This is a genomic window from Gaoshiqia sediminis, from assembly GCF_025907915.1.
Taxonomy (GTDB): domain Bacteria; phylum Bacteroidota; class Bacteroidia; order Bacteroidales; family Prolixibacteraceae; genus Gaoshiqia; species Gaoshiqia sediminis.
In genome coordinates this window covers 166,792-181,533 of the sequence record NZ_JAPAAF010000002.1, presented here as the reverse complement: position 1 = coordinate 181,533, position 14,742 = coordinate 166,792, and the positions used below count along the sequence as shown (strand labels likewise).

The window sequence follows — 14,742 nt, the reverse complement described above, 5'->3', positions numbered from 1 at the left end:
GGAGAACAAATGTTTGAATTAAAAAGACAATCAGGAAAGAAATTTGTTTTCCATTAAATTTACGAAATTTGAATCGGAGCGTTAATACATTAACTTGCTTTCTTTCAAAAAACAAACCCATGAGCCTTCAAAAAGAGATCGGTGACAAAGGCGAAGAAATTGCCCGCCAACATTTACGTTCACTCGGCTACGAGCTGTTGGAAACCAACTGGCATTTTCATCATTACGAAATCGACATCATTGCCCGTGATGGCAACGAGTTGGTGATTGTAGAAGTAAAATCGCGGACGGGTACTACTTTTGAGCACCCTTCCGAGGCCGTGAGCAACAAAAAGATACGGTATCTTGTGGAAGCTGCCGAGGCCTTCATTTTTAAAACCGACAGCAAGCTGGACACGCGTTTTGATGTAATTTCCATCATCTTTTACGGACAAAACTTTGAACTGGAACATTTTAAGGATGCTTTTTATCCTACTGCCTGAAATCGGGAATTATCGTTATTTTTGACCCAAAGCATTTCCGTATGAACATTGAGGAGCTACGAAATTATTGCGTTTCGAAAAAGGGTGTTACCGAGGAGTTTCCATTCGACGAAACCACCTTGGTTTTTAAGGTGATGGGGAAAATATTTGCCCTTACTGATTTGGAGGACGATTTGACAGTAAACCTGAAATGCGACCCGGAAACGGCAGTTGAGCTGCGCGAATCGTATTCTTGCGTACTACCCGGTTATCACATGAATAAAAAACACTGGAACACAGTACTCATTAATGGCTCGGTAAACGACCGGCTGATCGAAAGCTGGATTGACCACTCGTACAATTTGGTGGCAGAAAAACTGACCAAAACACAAAAAGACCAATTGGCAAACCTTTAAATCCGACTGATGATTGAATTTGAACTGCAAACCGAATACATCGAACTGATCAAACTGCTCAAACTCCTCCGGCTGGTGGAATCGGGCGGGCAGGCCAAACTGGTTGTCGAAGACGGACTGGTGAAACTGAACGGCGAAGTGGAATTCCGAAAACGGGCCAAAATCCGCAAAGGCGACAAATTGGTATTTGACGAACATGTGATCATTATGGTGAAATAAAATAAGCCGGCAGAGACCCCGCCGGCTTGGAATGCTTGTGTGAAGGTGGAATGAAAGAAAATAAACTGATTTTAATTACTAATGGTAGTAAATTTCAATCGCACTCCAAAGGTAATTCATTCACTTCCAATCCTTCAAATTTTTTACGCACTATTGTATGAACACCCCCTATTTTTGCATGAAACCCCTACTCCCAGCTCATGAACGATATGTTTTTGGCCATTTTCGTGTTTTTTTGAAAAGCTAAAATTTCAGGTTCAATCCAACACCAAAAAGTTCCTTAAATTGTACCCTCGAACCGCTTCGTTCGGCAATCCCGTCGTTGTTGTCATCAATCGGTACTTTTACGTCGTCATCATAAATCAAATTGGTCACCACATTGGCCGACAGGTAATCGTTGATTTTCATGTTGATCATGACATCCCAATGAATGTCAATATTACCCGGCTTGTCGAGATAATTGGAGAAAAAGTCCGCTTTGGTTTCCAGATTGACATTTTTTACCACTTCCGTTTTAAACTGTGCCTTCAGGAAAGCGCCCATTTCAGACCGGCTTTTCTTTCCGATATCAACCCCAAATGCACCTTGGTCCGACAATTCATCATCCGTGACAACGGTTAATTTACCGGTCAATGGTGAAACAAACAACGAGAATTGATCATTGGGTTTGTAATCGGCCCCCAGTGCCAACGTGAAATATCCGGGAGCCAAAAACCGCGAAATCGGATTGTCGCGATCGGGATAATTATAACCGTTGGTAAACTGCGACCTGAAATTGAACAAAGCCGAATAAAAAATATTTCCACCCGATTTCAAACCAATTTTTGAATTGAAATCAATTTTATCATCCGATTTAATGTAATCTTCGCTTCCCTCTTTCAGAATGCCATAGCCCATATCAAGTGAGTTTTCCCAACTAATCCGGTCCTTCTGGTAGTTGGCAAATGTGCTGATCAGCAAGGTTCCCGATGCCGAACTTTTTCCACCAGCCACCCAGTTCGAGAGCGATACTTGTGTAAAGCTCAGAGAAGCGAATCCCCCTGTTTTCCAAACCTTAACCGAATCGGCAGGCGCTTGTGCACCTGCCAGCAACGGCATACAAAAAAGGGCCATCAGAAATTTTTTCATGGTGTTTATTTTTGAAGGTGAACATCCAACTGTGGAAACGGAATGTGCATCCCATTCTTCTCAAATTCTTTGTAAACCGTTTCATTCATATCGAAGAAGACTCCCCAGTAGTCTGAACTATTCACCCACACACGAACGGTAATGTTCACCGAGCTGTCGGCTAGTTGGCCGAGGGCTACAAATGGTTCAGGATCTGCCAGGATGCGAGAATCCAGCTTGATTAATTTCAACAGAAGCGACTTGGCCTTGTCATAATCGTCGCCATAAGCGATGCCGAACGAAAAGTCAACCCGGCGGTTTTCTTCGGCGGAATAATTGATCAAGGATCCCGTGGAAAGTCCGCCGTTCGGGATGATGATGGTTTTATTATCAGGTGTTTTCAGCACGGTAATGAAAATCTGTATCTCGGAAACCGAACCGGCGTAGCCTTGAGCTTCGATGTAATCACCTACCTTGAACGGCTTAAATATCAGGATCATGACTCCACCGGCAAAGTTCTGCAGTGTCCCCGACAAGGCCATACCAACTGCCAAACCGGCCGCACCAAGAAGGGCCACAAAAGATGTCATCTGAATTCCCATCATGCTGATGACGGTGATAAACAACATGGCTTTCAGCAAAATTCCGGTAAGGCTGTTCAAAAATCCACGCAGCGAAGCATCCACATTCTTTTTCTCCATAACCCGGCTCATTGCCTTGGTAATCATTCGAATTACCCACAGACCAATAAACAGGACAACAAGTGCCACAAGGAATTTCACCCCATAGGTAACAACAATTCCGGTAATCCAGGTAGAGAAGCTTTCAATCATTTCCATAATACACTAAGTTTTTAAGTTTCTTTTAAAGTTAAACAGAATTCCCCGAACGAAAGCAAAAAATTCAGCCGGAATACATAAAAAAAGGCATTCCTTCCGAAATGCCCTTAGAAATAAACCAATCAAATATCCCCTTTATGCGATATTTTTGACCAGGTCCAAGGAATCTTTTACCTGAAATAATCTTGACACATCATTGTCGTCAATATTAATATTAAAAGAGTCTTCGAGATAATACAGGAACAAGGCCCAATCAACCTGATCAAATTTCAAATCTTCCTGAAAAGAAGCATCCAGTTCGATATCGGTTCTCGAAACTCCTGTTTTCCTTAATACTCGGTACAAAGTTCTTCTGAGTGTTCTGTTTTCCATAGTGGCTAAAAAATTAACGTACAACTTACACGTTTTCTGGTTTTCTGCTTAAATAGATCGGGTCAAAATTAAAAAATCGAACAAAACATTAAACGGTTCTAATGAATAAAAGTTTACACCTTTACATATATTAACAGGACTTAAAAGGCGCAAAATGTGACAGTTGATCACTCGCCCGCCATAAAACATCAAGAGCAAGCCATAAAATTATCAAAATGAAAGAATTATTGAGGACTATTGAACAAAGTGATAGTTGAACGATTTAGTGATTTTTCCATTCCGACTTTAACAAACTGTAAACTTCCAGGTCGATAAAACGGTCTTGGTGCTTTTCGCCGGCCCGTTCAACTCCTTCAAACCGAAAACCCAGTCGCTTGGGGATGGCAGCACTTTTATCATTTCCTACACCGCATTTAATTTGCACCCGGTTCATATTCATCGTATCAAACACAAAACCAATCAAGGTTCGCGTTGCCCGTGTCATAATTCCCCTTCCTACCAGCGCTTCAATAAGCCAATATCCAATTTCGGTTTTGAGGTTGATATGATCGGTATCTTTCAGGCCAATCAGCCCGGCAAACTGATCCTGGTACCAAATCACAAAAACATCTTCTTTCCCCGAAACCGTAGATGCCATCACCGACCGGATAAACGCTTCGGTATCCTCTTGTGTGCAGGTCATCGCCACAAAAGGCAACCAGGGCAAAAGAAACTCCCGGTTCCGGTCAATTGCCTGAAACACTTGAAACGCGTGGGAATATTTGATACGTTCCAATCGGATAAACTCATTCACTACCAGTTCATTCATATGCAGGATTTGTGTTTTCCATTTTTCAAAATTAATTGTTTTCTGCTGAACCAGCTTCATCGGAAAATTTTCAGGATTGATTTTCAAAAAATAAGTCCGGCTTTTACGGCCTGACAGCATGATTATGGTAGCAGACCTGCCTATTATTTTCATGATCGCTATAATCTCAGTATATTGAAGGCCCGAAAAATGACATAAAACACATCACAGTACTTATATTTGTGGAAATGCAAAATTTTATGAACAAACTGATTGGAACCATCTTGCTGCTGGCTTTGTTTTTCAACCTTTCCTGCGGAAATACCGAAACAAAAGAAACAGACGTGCAGGTAAAAATTGAAACAGAATTTGGCGATATCATCCTTAAACTATACGACGAAACGCCCCAACACCGCGATAATTTTCTGAAACTGGCACGCGAAGGATTTTACAACGGATTGCTTTTTCACCGCGTCATCAAAAACTTCATGGTACAAGGGGGCGATCCCGCATCGAAAAACGCACAGCCCGGACAACGGTTGGGAGGCGGCGACCCGGGTTACACGCTCCCGGCAGAGATTAACCCGGCGCTTTTCCACAAGAAAGGGGCGCTGGCCGCTGCCCGGCAAGGCGATCAGCAAAATCCGGAAAAACGGTCTTCCGGCTCGCAATTCTATATTGTGCAGGGAACGGTTTTTACCAACGGCGCCTTGGATTCGCTCGAAATGCAGCTAAATGCACGACGGGCGCAGGACGTACACCGGAAATATTTCGTGCAGCATCAGCAGGAACTGAACCAACTGCGCCAAGCTGGTGACCAGGATAAGTTTGCCGTGAGGGTGGCGGAGATACGCGAAGCAGCCGAAAAAGAAATTGCTGCCTTACCACCTTTTAAAATCGATGAGGCCAAACGAAATATTTACACGTCGATTGGTGGTTATCCGTCGCTGGATATGAACTACACGGTTTTTGGCGAAGTAGTAGAAGGACTGGACGTGCTGGATAAATTGGCTACCACAGAGACGGACCAGTTTGACCGGCCCAAAACCGATTTGAAAATGAAAGTGAAAGTGATTGAATGATGAAGTATTTATTTGTATTAGCCTGTTTTTTATTCTCATCTCAAATTGATGGCACTGCTCAGGATAAACGTATTGTTGAGATTTCTACGAACTTGGGCACCATGCGTTTTCGCCTGTACAACGACACGCCCAAACACCGCGATGCCTTTATCAAACTGGCCAACGAAGGCTATTACGACGGCACCCTGTTTTACCGGGTCATCCAGAATTTTTTGATACAAGGTGGCTCCAAGTCATCGCGGAATGCGGCACCCGGAAAACGTATCGGGTACGGTGATCCGGAACACACGGTGGACGATGAAATCATTCCCGCCCATTTCCACAAAAAGGGAGCGCTTTGTGCCCCGCGCCAACCCGACGAGGTGAACCCCTTTAAGCAGTCGGACATCTCCCAGTTCTACATCGTAAAAGGGCAGGTTTTTACTGAAGGCGAACTGGATACACTTGAGCTTGCAGTGAACCGACCCATCCGAAAAAAAGTGACCGAGCAGATTTTCACCCCTGACATTCGGGAAAAACTAAAAGAATTGAAAGCCGAAAACAAGGTGGAAGAATTTCGCGAGTTGGCCGGTCGGGTGAAGAAAGATATCGACTCTCGCTATCATCTCGATCAGGGCATCCTAGAATTTTCCGCAGCACAGCGCAAAGCCTACACAACAGTGGGCGGCTATCCCGATCTGGACGGGAAATACACCATCTTCGGAGAATGCATCTCGGGCTTTGAGGTGATTGACAAAATAGCAGCCCTCGAAACCGACAGCAACAACCGCCCCTTCACCGATGTTAAAATCAACGTAACCATCATCCAATGAAGTTAATTACCCGCCTGTTCATTCTGGTCATACCCCTGTGGTTTGTTGCCTGCTCGCCGGGTGAAAAGAAAAGCAGCGAAACAAAAGAAAGCAAGCCAACCGAACAAGCCATCTCAACGAACGATGGCTTCATGGGATTTGTACCGTCCGTTGTCAGGATCGAAAGTTTCGACCAGGGCCGGTTCCTGGAAAGCGAAACCGCTTTTTTTGTGGACAGTAATCTCGTAGTTTGCCGACTAGCCCCTTTACTGGAGGCCACTGATGCGCTAATCACGCCGTTGGACGAAACCAAAAAATTCAAGATCACCGGCTTTGTGGCCATCGACCGGATCAACGACCTCATTCTGCTCCAAACCGAAGGCATCATTCGAAGGGGACTCCCGCTGCACGAGGGCATTGCGGTCAACGGCGAGAAATCGCTTTTTCTGGCCAAACCGCAAAACAACACCTTGCCGCTCCACCGCGGGCAAATTACCGGCTATGGAAATGTGAAAGGAAGTATGCGCTACCACGTTTCCAACCAGTTCCGGTCGCAATATTACGGAACGCCCGTATTTTTAGCCGATGGCGCTTGTATCGGGCTTGGCTACTCGGAGGTAATCGACTATGAAAACCAACCGCTCGTCATCCCATCAACGATCATAAAAGAATTGATGAGAAAAGCCAACCGGGAAGCGCAACCGCTAACAAATATAAAAACCACAGCCAGCAAAGCGGTAAGCGAGGCCAACAGCAAAATCAAGGGTCTGCTGCTCGAAACCGACTTGGGAAATATTCGTATCCGCCTGTCCAACGAAACGCCCGAGTACCGTGACAATTTTATCGCACTGGTGAATGAAAATTACTACGACAGCCTGCTCATTCACCGTGTTATCAAAGGATTTTGCATCCAAAGCGGCGCTGCCGACACCCGCTATGCCGGGAAAGACGACATTGTGGGATGGAAAGGCCCCGGTTATACGCTTCCGGCCCATATTGTGCCGAAATTTTTTCACAAACGTGGGATGATCGGTTCACCCCGGAAACCTGATCGTGGCAACAGCAAGCGGCGCTCTGACGGCTCGCAGTTTTACATTGTTACCGGGCGTACTTATTCTGATCAGGAACTCAACGAAATTGAAAAGGAAACCGGCTACCGGTTCTCTGCCAACCAGCGCCAGGTATATAAAACCATTGGCGGAGCACCGCACATCGATGGTTCATACACCATCTTTGGTGAAGTAGTTGACGGGATGAACGTTGCCGACAAAATCAACCAGCTGCCGGTTGACAGCGATTTTCGACCCTTGCAGGATATCCGCCTGCGAAAGATTACGATCATCAAATAAAAACCGGCATGTTTTAGCATTTACAGGCGCATTCATTATCTTTGTGCCTCCATTCAACAGCATACGAAGATGTTAGAAAAAATTACACAACTAAAAGAAGAACTGGAATCGGTAAGTGTTTCGGCCTTGGAACAGGTTGAAGAACTTCGCATTAAATACATCAGCAAAAAAGGCCTGCTGAACCAATTGTTTGCCGACTTTAAAAACGTTCCGGCAGACCAGAAAAAGGCCGTCGGACAAGCCATCAACGAACTGAAAGAGTTTGCCCTTCAAAAAATAAATGAGCTGAAAGAAAGCTTTGAAAATGCAGACCAACAGGCTGGTAGCGATGATCTAACCATGCCTGCCGAACCGATGCGCCCCGGCACCCGGCACCCGCTGTCGATTGTGCGAAATGAGATCATCGAAATCTTTGCACGTCTTGGCTTTACCGTGGCTGAAGGACCGGAAATTGAAGACGACTGGCACGTGTTCTCGGCGCTGAACTTTCCGCCCGAACACCCGGCCCGCGACATGCAGGACACGTTCTTTATCCAAAAAAATCCGGATGTGCTGTTGCGCACCCACACCTCCAGCGTGCAGGTGCGGGTAATGGAAAAAACACAGCCCCCTATCCGGGCCATTTTCCCCGGTCGCGTGTTCCGCAACGAAGCCATCTCGGCCCGTGCACACTGTATCTTCCACCAAATTGAAGGGCTGTACGTGGACGAAAACGTGTCGTTTGCCGATTTAAAACAGACCTTGTTGTACTTTTCTCGTGAGCTGTTTGGCGAAAAAACGCAAATCCGCCTCCGCCCGTCCTATTTCCCGTTTACTGAACCATCGGCTGAGATGGATGTGAGCTGCTCCATTTGCGGCGGAAAAGGCTGCAACGTATGCAAATATACCGGCTGGCTCGAAATTTTGGGCTGCGGCATGGTCGATCCAAATGTACTCGACCTGTGCGGTATCGACTCGAAAAAATACACCGGCTTTGCTTTCGGAATGGGCATTGAGCGGATTGCCATGCTCAAGTTTGGCATCAAAGACATCCGCCATTTCTTCGAAAACGACGTCCGCTTCCTGCGACAATTCGAGTCGGCCTACTAATCAATAAATCGAAAGCAACTGAAAACCACCTGCTTATTTGGAATGATTTTTCACGGGCAGGTGGTTTTTGTTGCTGATTATTTATTTAATTTGCAGGCAGGTTTGGGAATTGCTTTTCGATTTATAAAAGTTATGCGATGGGGTTACTTCTGTACATTTTAGCAGCGATAGCATTTAGCGTTTACGCTGCATACAAGTCGGCTTACTTTGCCGCGACTCAATATTGGGGGTTGAAACTGACCTATTCACGCGAAACGATCGAAAGCCTGACAGCCAACAAGCAGATCAACCACTACCTGAAAAAGATTAACTTAAACGGGCTTCAAAGCGCCATCACCCCACGCAACCAAAAAACCAAACGGACCATCATCGCCGCATTTAACCTGCTTTTCTTTTTTGCTGGAGCTTTTGCTTTTGTCTGGTATGTGCCCATCCTAACCTTGTTTGGCATACTCATTCTGAAAAACCTTGTTCGCCAGGCACTGCCTACAGCCAGTTCGCTGAAAAGCCTGGAGAAAGTAATTGCCGAAATGGAAAAAGAATCCCGCTTGCTGGAGGAACAGGAGCGTTTGCAGGAGAAAGAAGCTTCCGATTTCTTTATCGACCAATTGCGCCTATCGCTTGTTCCTAGTAAACCAGATGCTCGGTTAAGTCATCCACGTCATCTGCAAAATAGTCGGGTTGAAGTGATCTGATTTCGTCGGCATCGCCATAACCGTAGCCCACGCCAATGGTGCTGATCTCATTGGCCTTTCCACCCACAATATCAAATTTCGTATCGCCAATCATCACCATGTTCGGTGAAGGTATCAATTGGTTCCGATCGAGCAGCTGCGTAATAATACCTGCTTTGGTATGCAGACCGCCATCGCCCGAGCCTTGAAAATCGGTCAGATAACGATCCAGACCAAATTCGCGCAGCACGATTTCAGTGAAACGGTCTTTTTTCGAGGTCGCCACATAAAGTTTCGTTCCCCTGTCGGCCAGCTCAGCCAGTAATTCAGCGATGCCCGCATACAATTCGCCTTCGTACAAACCTTTTGTGCTGTAATATTCACGGAACAAGCGAACGCCAAGCTCCACCTGACGTTCGTCAAAGCCGAGCACGTTTTTCAGTCCATCCTGGATGGGCGGGCCAATCAGCCGGTCTACTACCACGGAGCCAATCCGGTCGTGGTCCATTCGTGAAAACATGTAGTTTAACGAGTTTTCAATCCCAACTTTTGAGTTTAATAAAGTCCCGTCCAGATCGAAAATGATATGTGAATAATTGACCATGAATAACGATTTTGGTGCAAAGAAAATACAAATAAATGGCATCCGGATTTCCTCGATGCTTAAAACACTCCAACCTTAAAAATTATTAATCGCACATTAAAATAGTGAAACCTGATTCTTGAACTAGGTAAGAAGATGAGTCTTCTAAAGTGCCTAAATAAACACCAACACAATCCCTCCTACCATCGCCACAGCACTAGCCATATTCACATAAGCCGCAAACCAAAAATCGCTGGTGCTAATTTGTTTTTGGTGGTGGCCGATGTAAGGTTTCTTGACCAGTTTGCCGTGGTACACATTTGGCCCGCCAAATTGGCATTTCAGAATACCGGCAAGGGCCGCTTCGGGGTAACCGGCATTGGGGCTGGCGTGCCGGTGACCGTATCGGAATACATGCTGCACACCGCTCCAACTGAGAGAAACCAACACCATCAGCAGCGCCGTCAGCCGGGCGGGAACCAGGTTGAGCAAATCATCCAGGCGGGCGGCAAACCAGCCATAGTCTTTGTAGCGCTCGCTTTTGTAGGCAATCATCGAGTCGAGGGTGCTGGCCATTTTGTAGGCGAAAAGCGCCGGAACGCCACCCAGCGCATAAAAAAACAGCGGGGCGATCACGCCATCGCTCAGGTTTTCGGCCATGGTTTCGAGCACGGCTGTGCGAATTTGCTGCTCATTCAGCTTCGTCGTATCGCGGCCAACGATAAAGCTCAGTTGTTTGCGGGCAGCCTCGATCCCTTCTTTTTCGAGGGCACGGATCACCAGCCATGATTCGTAAACCAGGCTACGGTTGGCCAAACCAAAGAAAACGGCGACGGATGCCGTAATGATGAAAACAGCGGGATAGCCTTCCAGATAAACAAACACAAAATGAAGCACAGCCCAGGTACCGCCAACCAGCAAAGCCGAAGTTAATGCTCCTTTCAGCTTGCGATTTTTACCCCGGTTGAAACGCTTCTCGAACCAAGCAATCAGCCAGCCAAACAACCGGATAGGGTGCGGCAGCCAGCGCGGATCGCCCAGCAGGCCATCGAGGGCAAAACCGGTGAGAAGCGGGAGTATGAGTAAATAACTATTGTCCATAAATGCTTTTCAAGTCATCCTGAACTTGTTTCAGGACCTTTCTCTTATTTGAAACAGATCCCGAAACAAGTTCGGGATGACTCGGCTTTATTGAGGGTTTCACTTTAAGTGAAGCCCTCAATCTACTGTGTTTATTCATCAATCTGCATCACCGCATACACATAGTCCATGTCCACATGGGCACGAACGTGGGCGGCAAGCTTATCGTATTGTTCTTCCTTGAATTTGGCGTAATCAAACTCGGCGACTTCAGCCTTGAGTTGGTTGGCTTTCAGGATATCTTCCACCACCGCTTTGTTGTCGAGGATGCCGTGCAGGTAGCTGCCCCACAGTTTGGGCGAAACCATACAGCCGTCAGCCGAGCCGTCGTTCAGCGTACACAAGGGTTGGCCGCTTTTCAGTTCGGTAACGCCCATGTGAATTTCGTAACCCGAGCAAGCTTCGTCGCGACCGGCAAATTTGAAATCGGTTTGCACGGTGCGTTTGTCCTGTGTCAGGGTGGTGACAACCGGCAACAACCCGAGACCCGGAATGGCGTCAATTTCGCCCTCCACATGATGCGGGTCGCGGATTTCTTCGCCCAATAGCTGGTAGCCGCCGCAAATGCCGTACACACCTTTGTCCGCCTCGGCAGCCTGCAAAATGGCTTTGGCCAAACCCCTTTCGCGCAGAAACATCAGATCGGAAATAGTATTCTTGGAGCCCGGAACCAGCACCACATCTGCTTTGGCAATCTCCTCGGGGTTGGCCGAATAATACAGGTTGACATCGGGCATGCGCTCCAGCATGTTGAAGTCGGTGAAGTTGCTCATGTGCCGCAGCAGCACCACGGCCACATTCACCTTGCCATCGTCTTTCACACTGCCGCGTTTGAAATCGATCACCACGCTGTCTTCCTGCTCCACGTGGATGTCGGTGAAGTAGGGAACCACACCGATCACCGGGATACCGGTCAGCTCTTCCAACATCTTTCGGCCATCTTCAAACAAAGCAATGTCGCCCCGGAATTTGTTGATGAGAATACCCTTAATGAGTTTCCGCTCGGCCTTGGGCAGCAGCTTGATGGTACCGTACACGCTGCCAAATACGCCGCCGCGGTCGATGTCGGCCACCAAGATCGTGGGCGAGCCGGTTTCGAGCGCCACACGCATGTTTGTGATGTCCTTGTCCCACAGGTTCACTTCCGAGATGCTGCCCGCACCTTCCATCACAATCGGATTGTAGCGCGCATCGAGCGAGCGCCAGGCTTTCATGGCTTCGGAAAACAAGTAGTCGCGGTCGGTTTTCAGGAAATACTCCTGCGCCGTTTGGTCGCCCATCGGTTTGCCGTTCAGCACCACCTGGGCTTTGGTGTGGCTGGTCGGTTTCAGCAAAATGGGGTTCATGGCGCTGAGGCAGGGAATGCCGCAAGCCTCGGCCTGCACGGCTTGCGCGCGGCCCAGTTCCAAACCTTCGGCGCTGGCATACGAGTTCAGCGACATGTTCTGCGCTTTGAACGGGGCCGGTTGGTAACCATCTTGCTTAAAAATGCGGCAAAACGCGGCGTTGATCACCGACTTGCCCACATCGGAGCCGGTTCCGACAAACAGGATGGGTTTGAGCTTAAGCTGTTGTTTCATATTCATTAAAATCATTACAAACACGATCGTCCTTCCGAAAAAGCGTTCCAAAGATAGCAGAAACCGGAGCAAACAGGGGGTTTTCACGGGATAATTGAACAGGTTTAAATTCGCTTTGGCAGCTTGCCCAGGGCGGTTCGATTTTTCAATTCGCTCACACGAAGACATTTGTCTAAACCGGCGCCATTTTTCATCTAAACTTTAGGCCTTTGTCCTTTTTCCTAAATTTACTAATTCAAAATTTAAAGACCTTGTACCTTTTCCTAAAGTATTCCCACTATTATTTAATCCCTTTGTGCATTTTCCTAAACTAAAGGTTTGTTAATTTTATCACCTTGTACATAGTCCTAAAGTTTACGTACCAATATTTTATCACTTTGTACTTTTTCCTAAATTATTGGCTTAAATACTTTAGGAAAATGTCGGGAATGATTAAATTTTACGTTAACTTGAAGAGAAAAAATATCACCCATGCCAATCAACTATCAACCCGTTACGCCGCAGATGCTTTATGCAGGCCTTCGGGAAACCGACAAAACCACCGAACACAAACTGCCAAGCTTTGTCAACGAGGCCATTCCGAGCGGCAACAGCTATCTCGACCTGTTGGCCCGGCTTATTGTCACCAACGGGAAGCGGCCTGCACCGCATTATGCCCGGATGCTGGGCGCCAATCCGCGGCAATTCGACGGGGCCATTCGTTGCCTGACAGGGATGAGCGCCCACAACTGGATTAACGAATACCTGCGCCTGGTTGCCTGCGATTTGCTGGAACACACGTCCCTCACGTTTAAGGAAATCGGGCGCATGCTGAACCTGTCGCAAAGTAGTTTCAGCCAGTTTTTTCAGGCCTACCAACACATGCAACCCTGGGAGTACCGAAGCCTGAAGAAAGACGGGAAGCAGGTGAGTTACTTTTATGACTAATGCGCTGAGGTAAATTCAAATACTTCGCCGTAATCCACCCGTTGCTGAAACGCGTCCAAAGGTGCAGTCCGGTTCAACAGGCATGACAGAGCCCTCACAATGCCGCCATGCGTGATCACCACGACATTCGTTTCGTTGTTATTCTGTAACTCGTCGAGAAAAGCGCCGGTGCGACTGATCAGGTCGCGGAACGATTCGCCGCCGGGAGTCCGAACGCTTACATAGTCGGCAAACCAGGCCTGCGCTTCCGTCGTTTCGCTGATGGTGTCCCAGGGCTGCATTTCCCATTGGCCAAAGTTTAGCTCCATCAGGCGTTCGTCGAACTGAATAACCATCCCTGGAAATAAATCCTGTGCCAGTTGGCGGCAACGCGTTAGCGGACTGCAAAACACGGCATCGAATGTGGCTCCGTTCAGCTTCTGTTTCACCTGTTCCAGCTCGTGGCCGTAAGTGGGCGCCAAAGCCACATCAGTCTGCCCGTAACAAATTCCGGGAGGCACAGCAACACGGGTGTGGCGGATGGCGGTAATTTTCATATAATGATCGTTGAACATAGATATGTTTTGCAAATTGGCAGAGGTGAACCCAATAAGGTAATAAGGTTACTGTCTCTTCTGTTGGTCTTGCCACTAAGGTTAACTACAAAAAATAAGGTTTTGAAAAAGCGTCGATAAACCTTATCGGATAGTCAAGCTTAGTAGGAAAAATTGCTAATCGTAATTCTGGTAAACCTTATTACCTTATTCCCCATCGAACCCTTTTTGAATAGCTTGCTGATAATGCTTAATAAACTCCTCGTACTCTTCGGCAAAGGTATGTTTCCTATGATGCTCCGGCTGATTCAGAATGTATTTACAAACTCTGTTAACATGACTTTTTGATACAGAAAAAGCCGAACAACTTTGCTGCCATTGAAAACTTCCGGCAACCAATTTATTCTCGTGAATAAACCGTTGTGAACTCTCGGCTACAATCGTAGCCAAACGTTGTTCGGAAACACCGGGCGAACGGGAAACCAGAAAATGAACATGTTCCGGGTTGGCATAGACTGCATACAGCTGACATTCGTTGTTATTGACAATTCCGGTGATATATTTTTCAATACGTTCGCGCGAGGCTTCATGAATGCAGGCCTGACGGCTCAGGGTGGTAAACACAAAATGAGTGTACAAATTATTGTATTCTATCTTCATGCTGATTGAATTAGGTTGACCGTCAATTTACAGCATTATTTTTCTATTTCAAATAAGGTAATAAGGTTGTCATCTGTTCCATTTGTCCTGCTACTAAGGTTAATTACCAAAATAAGGTTTTGTAACCCGTTTT

At 46.8% G+C, this 14,742-nt stretch carries 18 protein-coding genes; 9 read left to right on the top strand and 9 right to left on the bottom strand.

The window, feature by feature from the left end; translation table 11 throughout:
* Positions 1–119 precede the first annotated feature (119 nt).
* Genes N2K84_RS02510 through N2K84_RS02500 form a run of 3 tightly spaced genes read left to right on the top strand, consistent with a single transcriptional unit; the run spans position 120 to position 1,096 of the window.
* Entirely contained in the window at positions 120–482 is a 363-nt protein-coding gene (locus N2K84_RS02510) for a YraN family protein (protein WP_282590192.1), read from the top strand.
* A gap of 41 nt (positions 483–523) precedes the next feature.
* Positions 524–877 (top strand): MmcQ/YjbR family DNA-binding protein, encoded by a 354-nt coding sequence (locus N2K84_RS02505; RefSeq protein WP_282590191.1) that lies wholly within the window; start codon positions 524–526, stop codon positions 875–877.
* Between the two features lie 9 nt (positions 878–886).
* Positions 887–1,096, top strand: coding sequence for an RNA-binding S4 domain-containing protein (locus N2K84_RS02500; protein WP_282590190.1), 210 nt, complete (start codon positions 887–889; stop codon positions 1,094–1,096).
* Positions 1,097–1,339: 243 nt separating this feature from the next.
* Here the strand turns inward: N2K84_RS02500 and N2K84_RS02495 are convergent, their stop codons facing one another.
* The 4 genes from N2K84_RS02495 to N2K84_RS02480 all read right to left on the bottom strand — a co-directional run bounded on the left by N2K84_RS02495 (position 1,340) and on the right by N2K84_RS02480 (position 4,282).
* The gene (locus N2K84_RS02495) at positions 1,340–2,224 is read right to left on the bottom strand and encodes a DUF3078 domain-containing protein (RefSeq protein ID WP_282590189.1); all 885 of its coding nucleotides are present in this window, start codon (positions 2,222–2,224) and stop codon (positions 1,340–1,342) included.
* A gap of 5 nt (positions 2,225–2,229) precedes the next feature.
* The gene (locus N2K84_RS02490) at positions 2,230–3,042 is read right to left on the bottom strand and encodes a mechanosensitive ion channel family protein (protein WP_282590188.1); all 813 of its coding nucleotides are present in this window, start codon (positions 3,040–3,042) and stop codon (positions 2,230–2,232) included.
* Between the two features lie 135 nt (positions 3,043–3,177).
* Positions 3,178–3,414 (bottom strand): acyl carrier protein, encoded by a 237-nt coding sequence (locus N2K84_RS02485; protein ID WP_282590187.1) that lies wholly within the window; start codon positions 3,412–3,414, stop codon positions 3,178–3,180.
* Between the two features lie 262 nt (positions 3,415–3,676).
* Complete coding sequence (locus N2K84_RS02480) at positions 3,677–4,282, bottom strand: GNAT family N-acetyltransferase (protein WP_282590186.1); 606 nt, start codon at positions 4,280–4,282, stop codon at positions 3,677–3,679.
* Between the two features lie 179 nt (positions 4,283–4,461).
* On the opposite strand from N2K84_RS02480, the gene N2K84_RS02475 reads away from it, so the two are divergent.
* From N2K84_RS02475 to N2K84_RS02455, 5 genes are all read left to right on the top strand, one after another.
* Complete coding sequence (locus N2K84_RS02475; protein ID WP_282590185.1) at positions 4,462–5,283, top strand: peptidylprolyl isomerase; 822 nt, start codon at positions 4,462–4,464, stop codon at positions 5,281–5,283.
* Complete coding sequence (locus N2K84_RS02470) at positions 5,280–6,095, top strand: peptidylprolyl isomerase (protein WP_282590184.1); 816 nt, start codon at positions 5,280–5,282, stop codon at positions 6,093–6,095. The genes N2K84_RS02475 and N2K84_RS02470 overlap by 4 nt, the downstream gene beginning before the upstream one ends.
* On the top strand, positions 6,092–7,423 hold the full coding sequence (locus tag N2K84_RS02465; protein ID WP_282590183.1) for a peptidylprolyl isomerase: 1,332 nt from the start codon (positions 6,092–6,094) through the stop codon (positions 7,421–7,423). Before N2K84_RS02470 ends, N2K84_RS02465 begins: the two co-directional genes overlap by 4 nt.
* Positions 7,424–7,492: 69 nt before the next feature.
* Positions 7,493–8,512, top strand: a complete 1,020-nt coding sequence (gene pheS, locus N2K84_RS02460) for a phenylalanine--tRNA ligase subunit alpha (protein ID WP_282590182.1) — start codon at positions 7,493–7,495, stop codon at positions 8,510–8,512.
* Between the two features lie 137 nt (positions 8,513–8,649).
* Positions 8,650–9,207, top strand: a complete 558-nt coding sequence (locus N2K84_RS02455) for a hypothetical protein (protein WP_282590181.1) — start codon at positions 8,650–8,652, stop codon at positions 9,205–9,207.
* On the opposite strand, the gene N2K84_RS02450 is transcribed toward N2K84_RS02455, so the two are convergent.
* From N2K84_RS02450 to N2K84_RS02440, 3 genes are all read right to left on the bottom strand, one after another.
* On the bottom strand, positions 9,140–9,790 hold the full coding sequence (locus N2K84_RS02450; RefSeq protein WP_282590180.1) for an HAD hydrolase-like protein: 651 nt from the start codon (positions 9,788–9,790) through the stop codon (positions 9,140–9,142). The two genes, N2K84_RS02455 and N2K84_RS02450, sit on opposite strands and share 68 nt — an antisense overlap.
* Before the next feature lie 153 nt (positions 9,791–9,943).
* Entirely contained in the window at positions 9,944–10,870 is a 927-nt protein-coding gene (gene cbiB, locus N2K84_RS02445; RefSeq protein WP_282590179.1) for an adenosylcobinamide-phosphate synthase CbiB, read from the bottom strand.
* 131 nt (positions 10,871–11,001) lie between these two features.
* A complete protein-coding gene (locus tag N2K84_RS02440; protein WP_282590178.1) occupies positions 11,002–12,489 on the bottom strand; it encodes a cobyric acid synthase in 1,488 nt (495 codons plus the stop codon).
* Between the two features lie 471 nt (positions 12,490–12,960).
* Here N2K84_RS02440 and N2K84_RS02435 point away from each other — a divergent pair, with 471 nt between their 5' ends.
* Positions 12,961–13,416 carry a helix-turn-helix domain-containing protein gene (locus tag N2K84_RS02435; RefSeq protein ID WP_282590177.1) on the top strand — a complete coding sequence of 152 codons (456 nt, stop codon included), beginning with the start codon at positions 12,961–12,963 and terminating at the stop codon, positions 13,414–13,416.
* On the opposite strand, the gene cobC is transcribed toward N2K84_RS02435, so the two are convergent.
* Together cobC and N2K84_RS02425 are read right to left on the bottom strand one after the other, a co-directional pair.
* On the bottom strand, positions 13,413–13,970 hold the full coding sequence (gene cobC, locus N2K84_RS02430) for an alpha-ribazole phosphatase (RefSeq protein WP_282590176.1): 558 nt from the start codon (positions 13,968–13,970) through the stop codon (positions 13,413–13,415). The genes N2K84_RS02435 and cobC overlap by 4 nt on opposite strands.
* A 186-nt stretch (positions 13,971–14,156) precedes the next feature.
* On the bottom strand, positions 14,157–14,609 hold the full coding sequence (locus tag N2K84_RS02425) for a transposase (RefSeq protein WP_282590175.1): 453 nt from the start codon (positions 14,607–14,609) through the stop codon (positions 14,157–14,159).
* Positions 14,610–14,742: the final 133 nt, after the last annotated feature.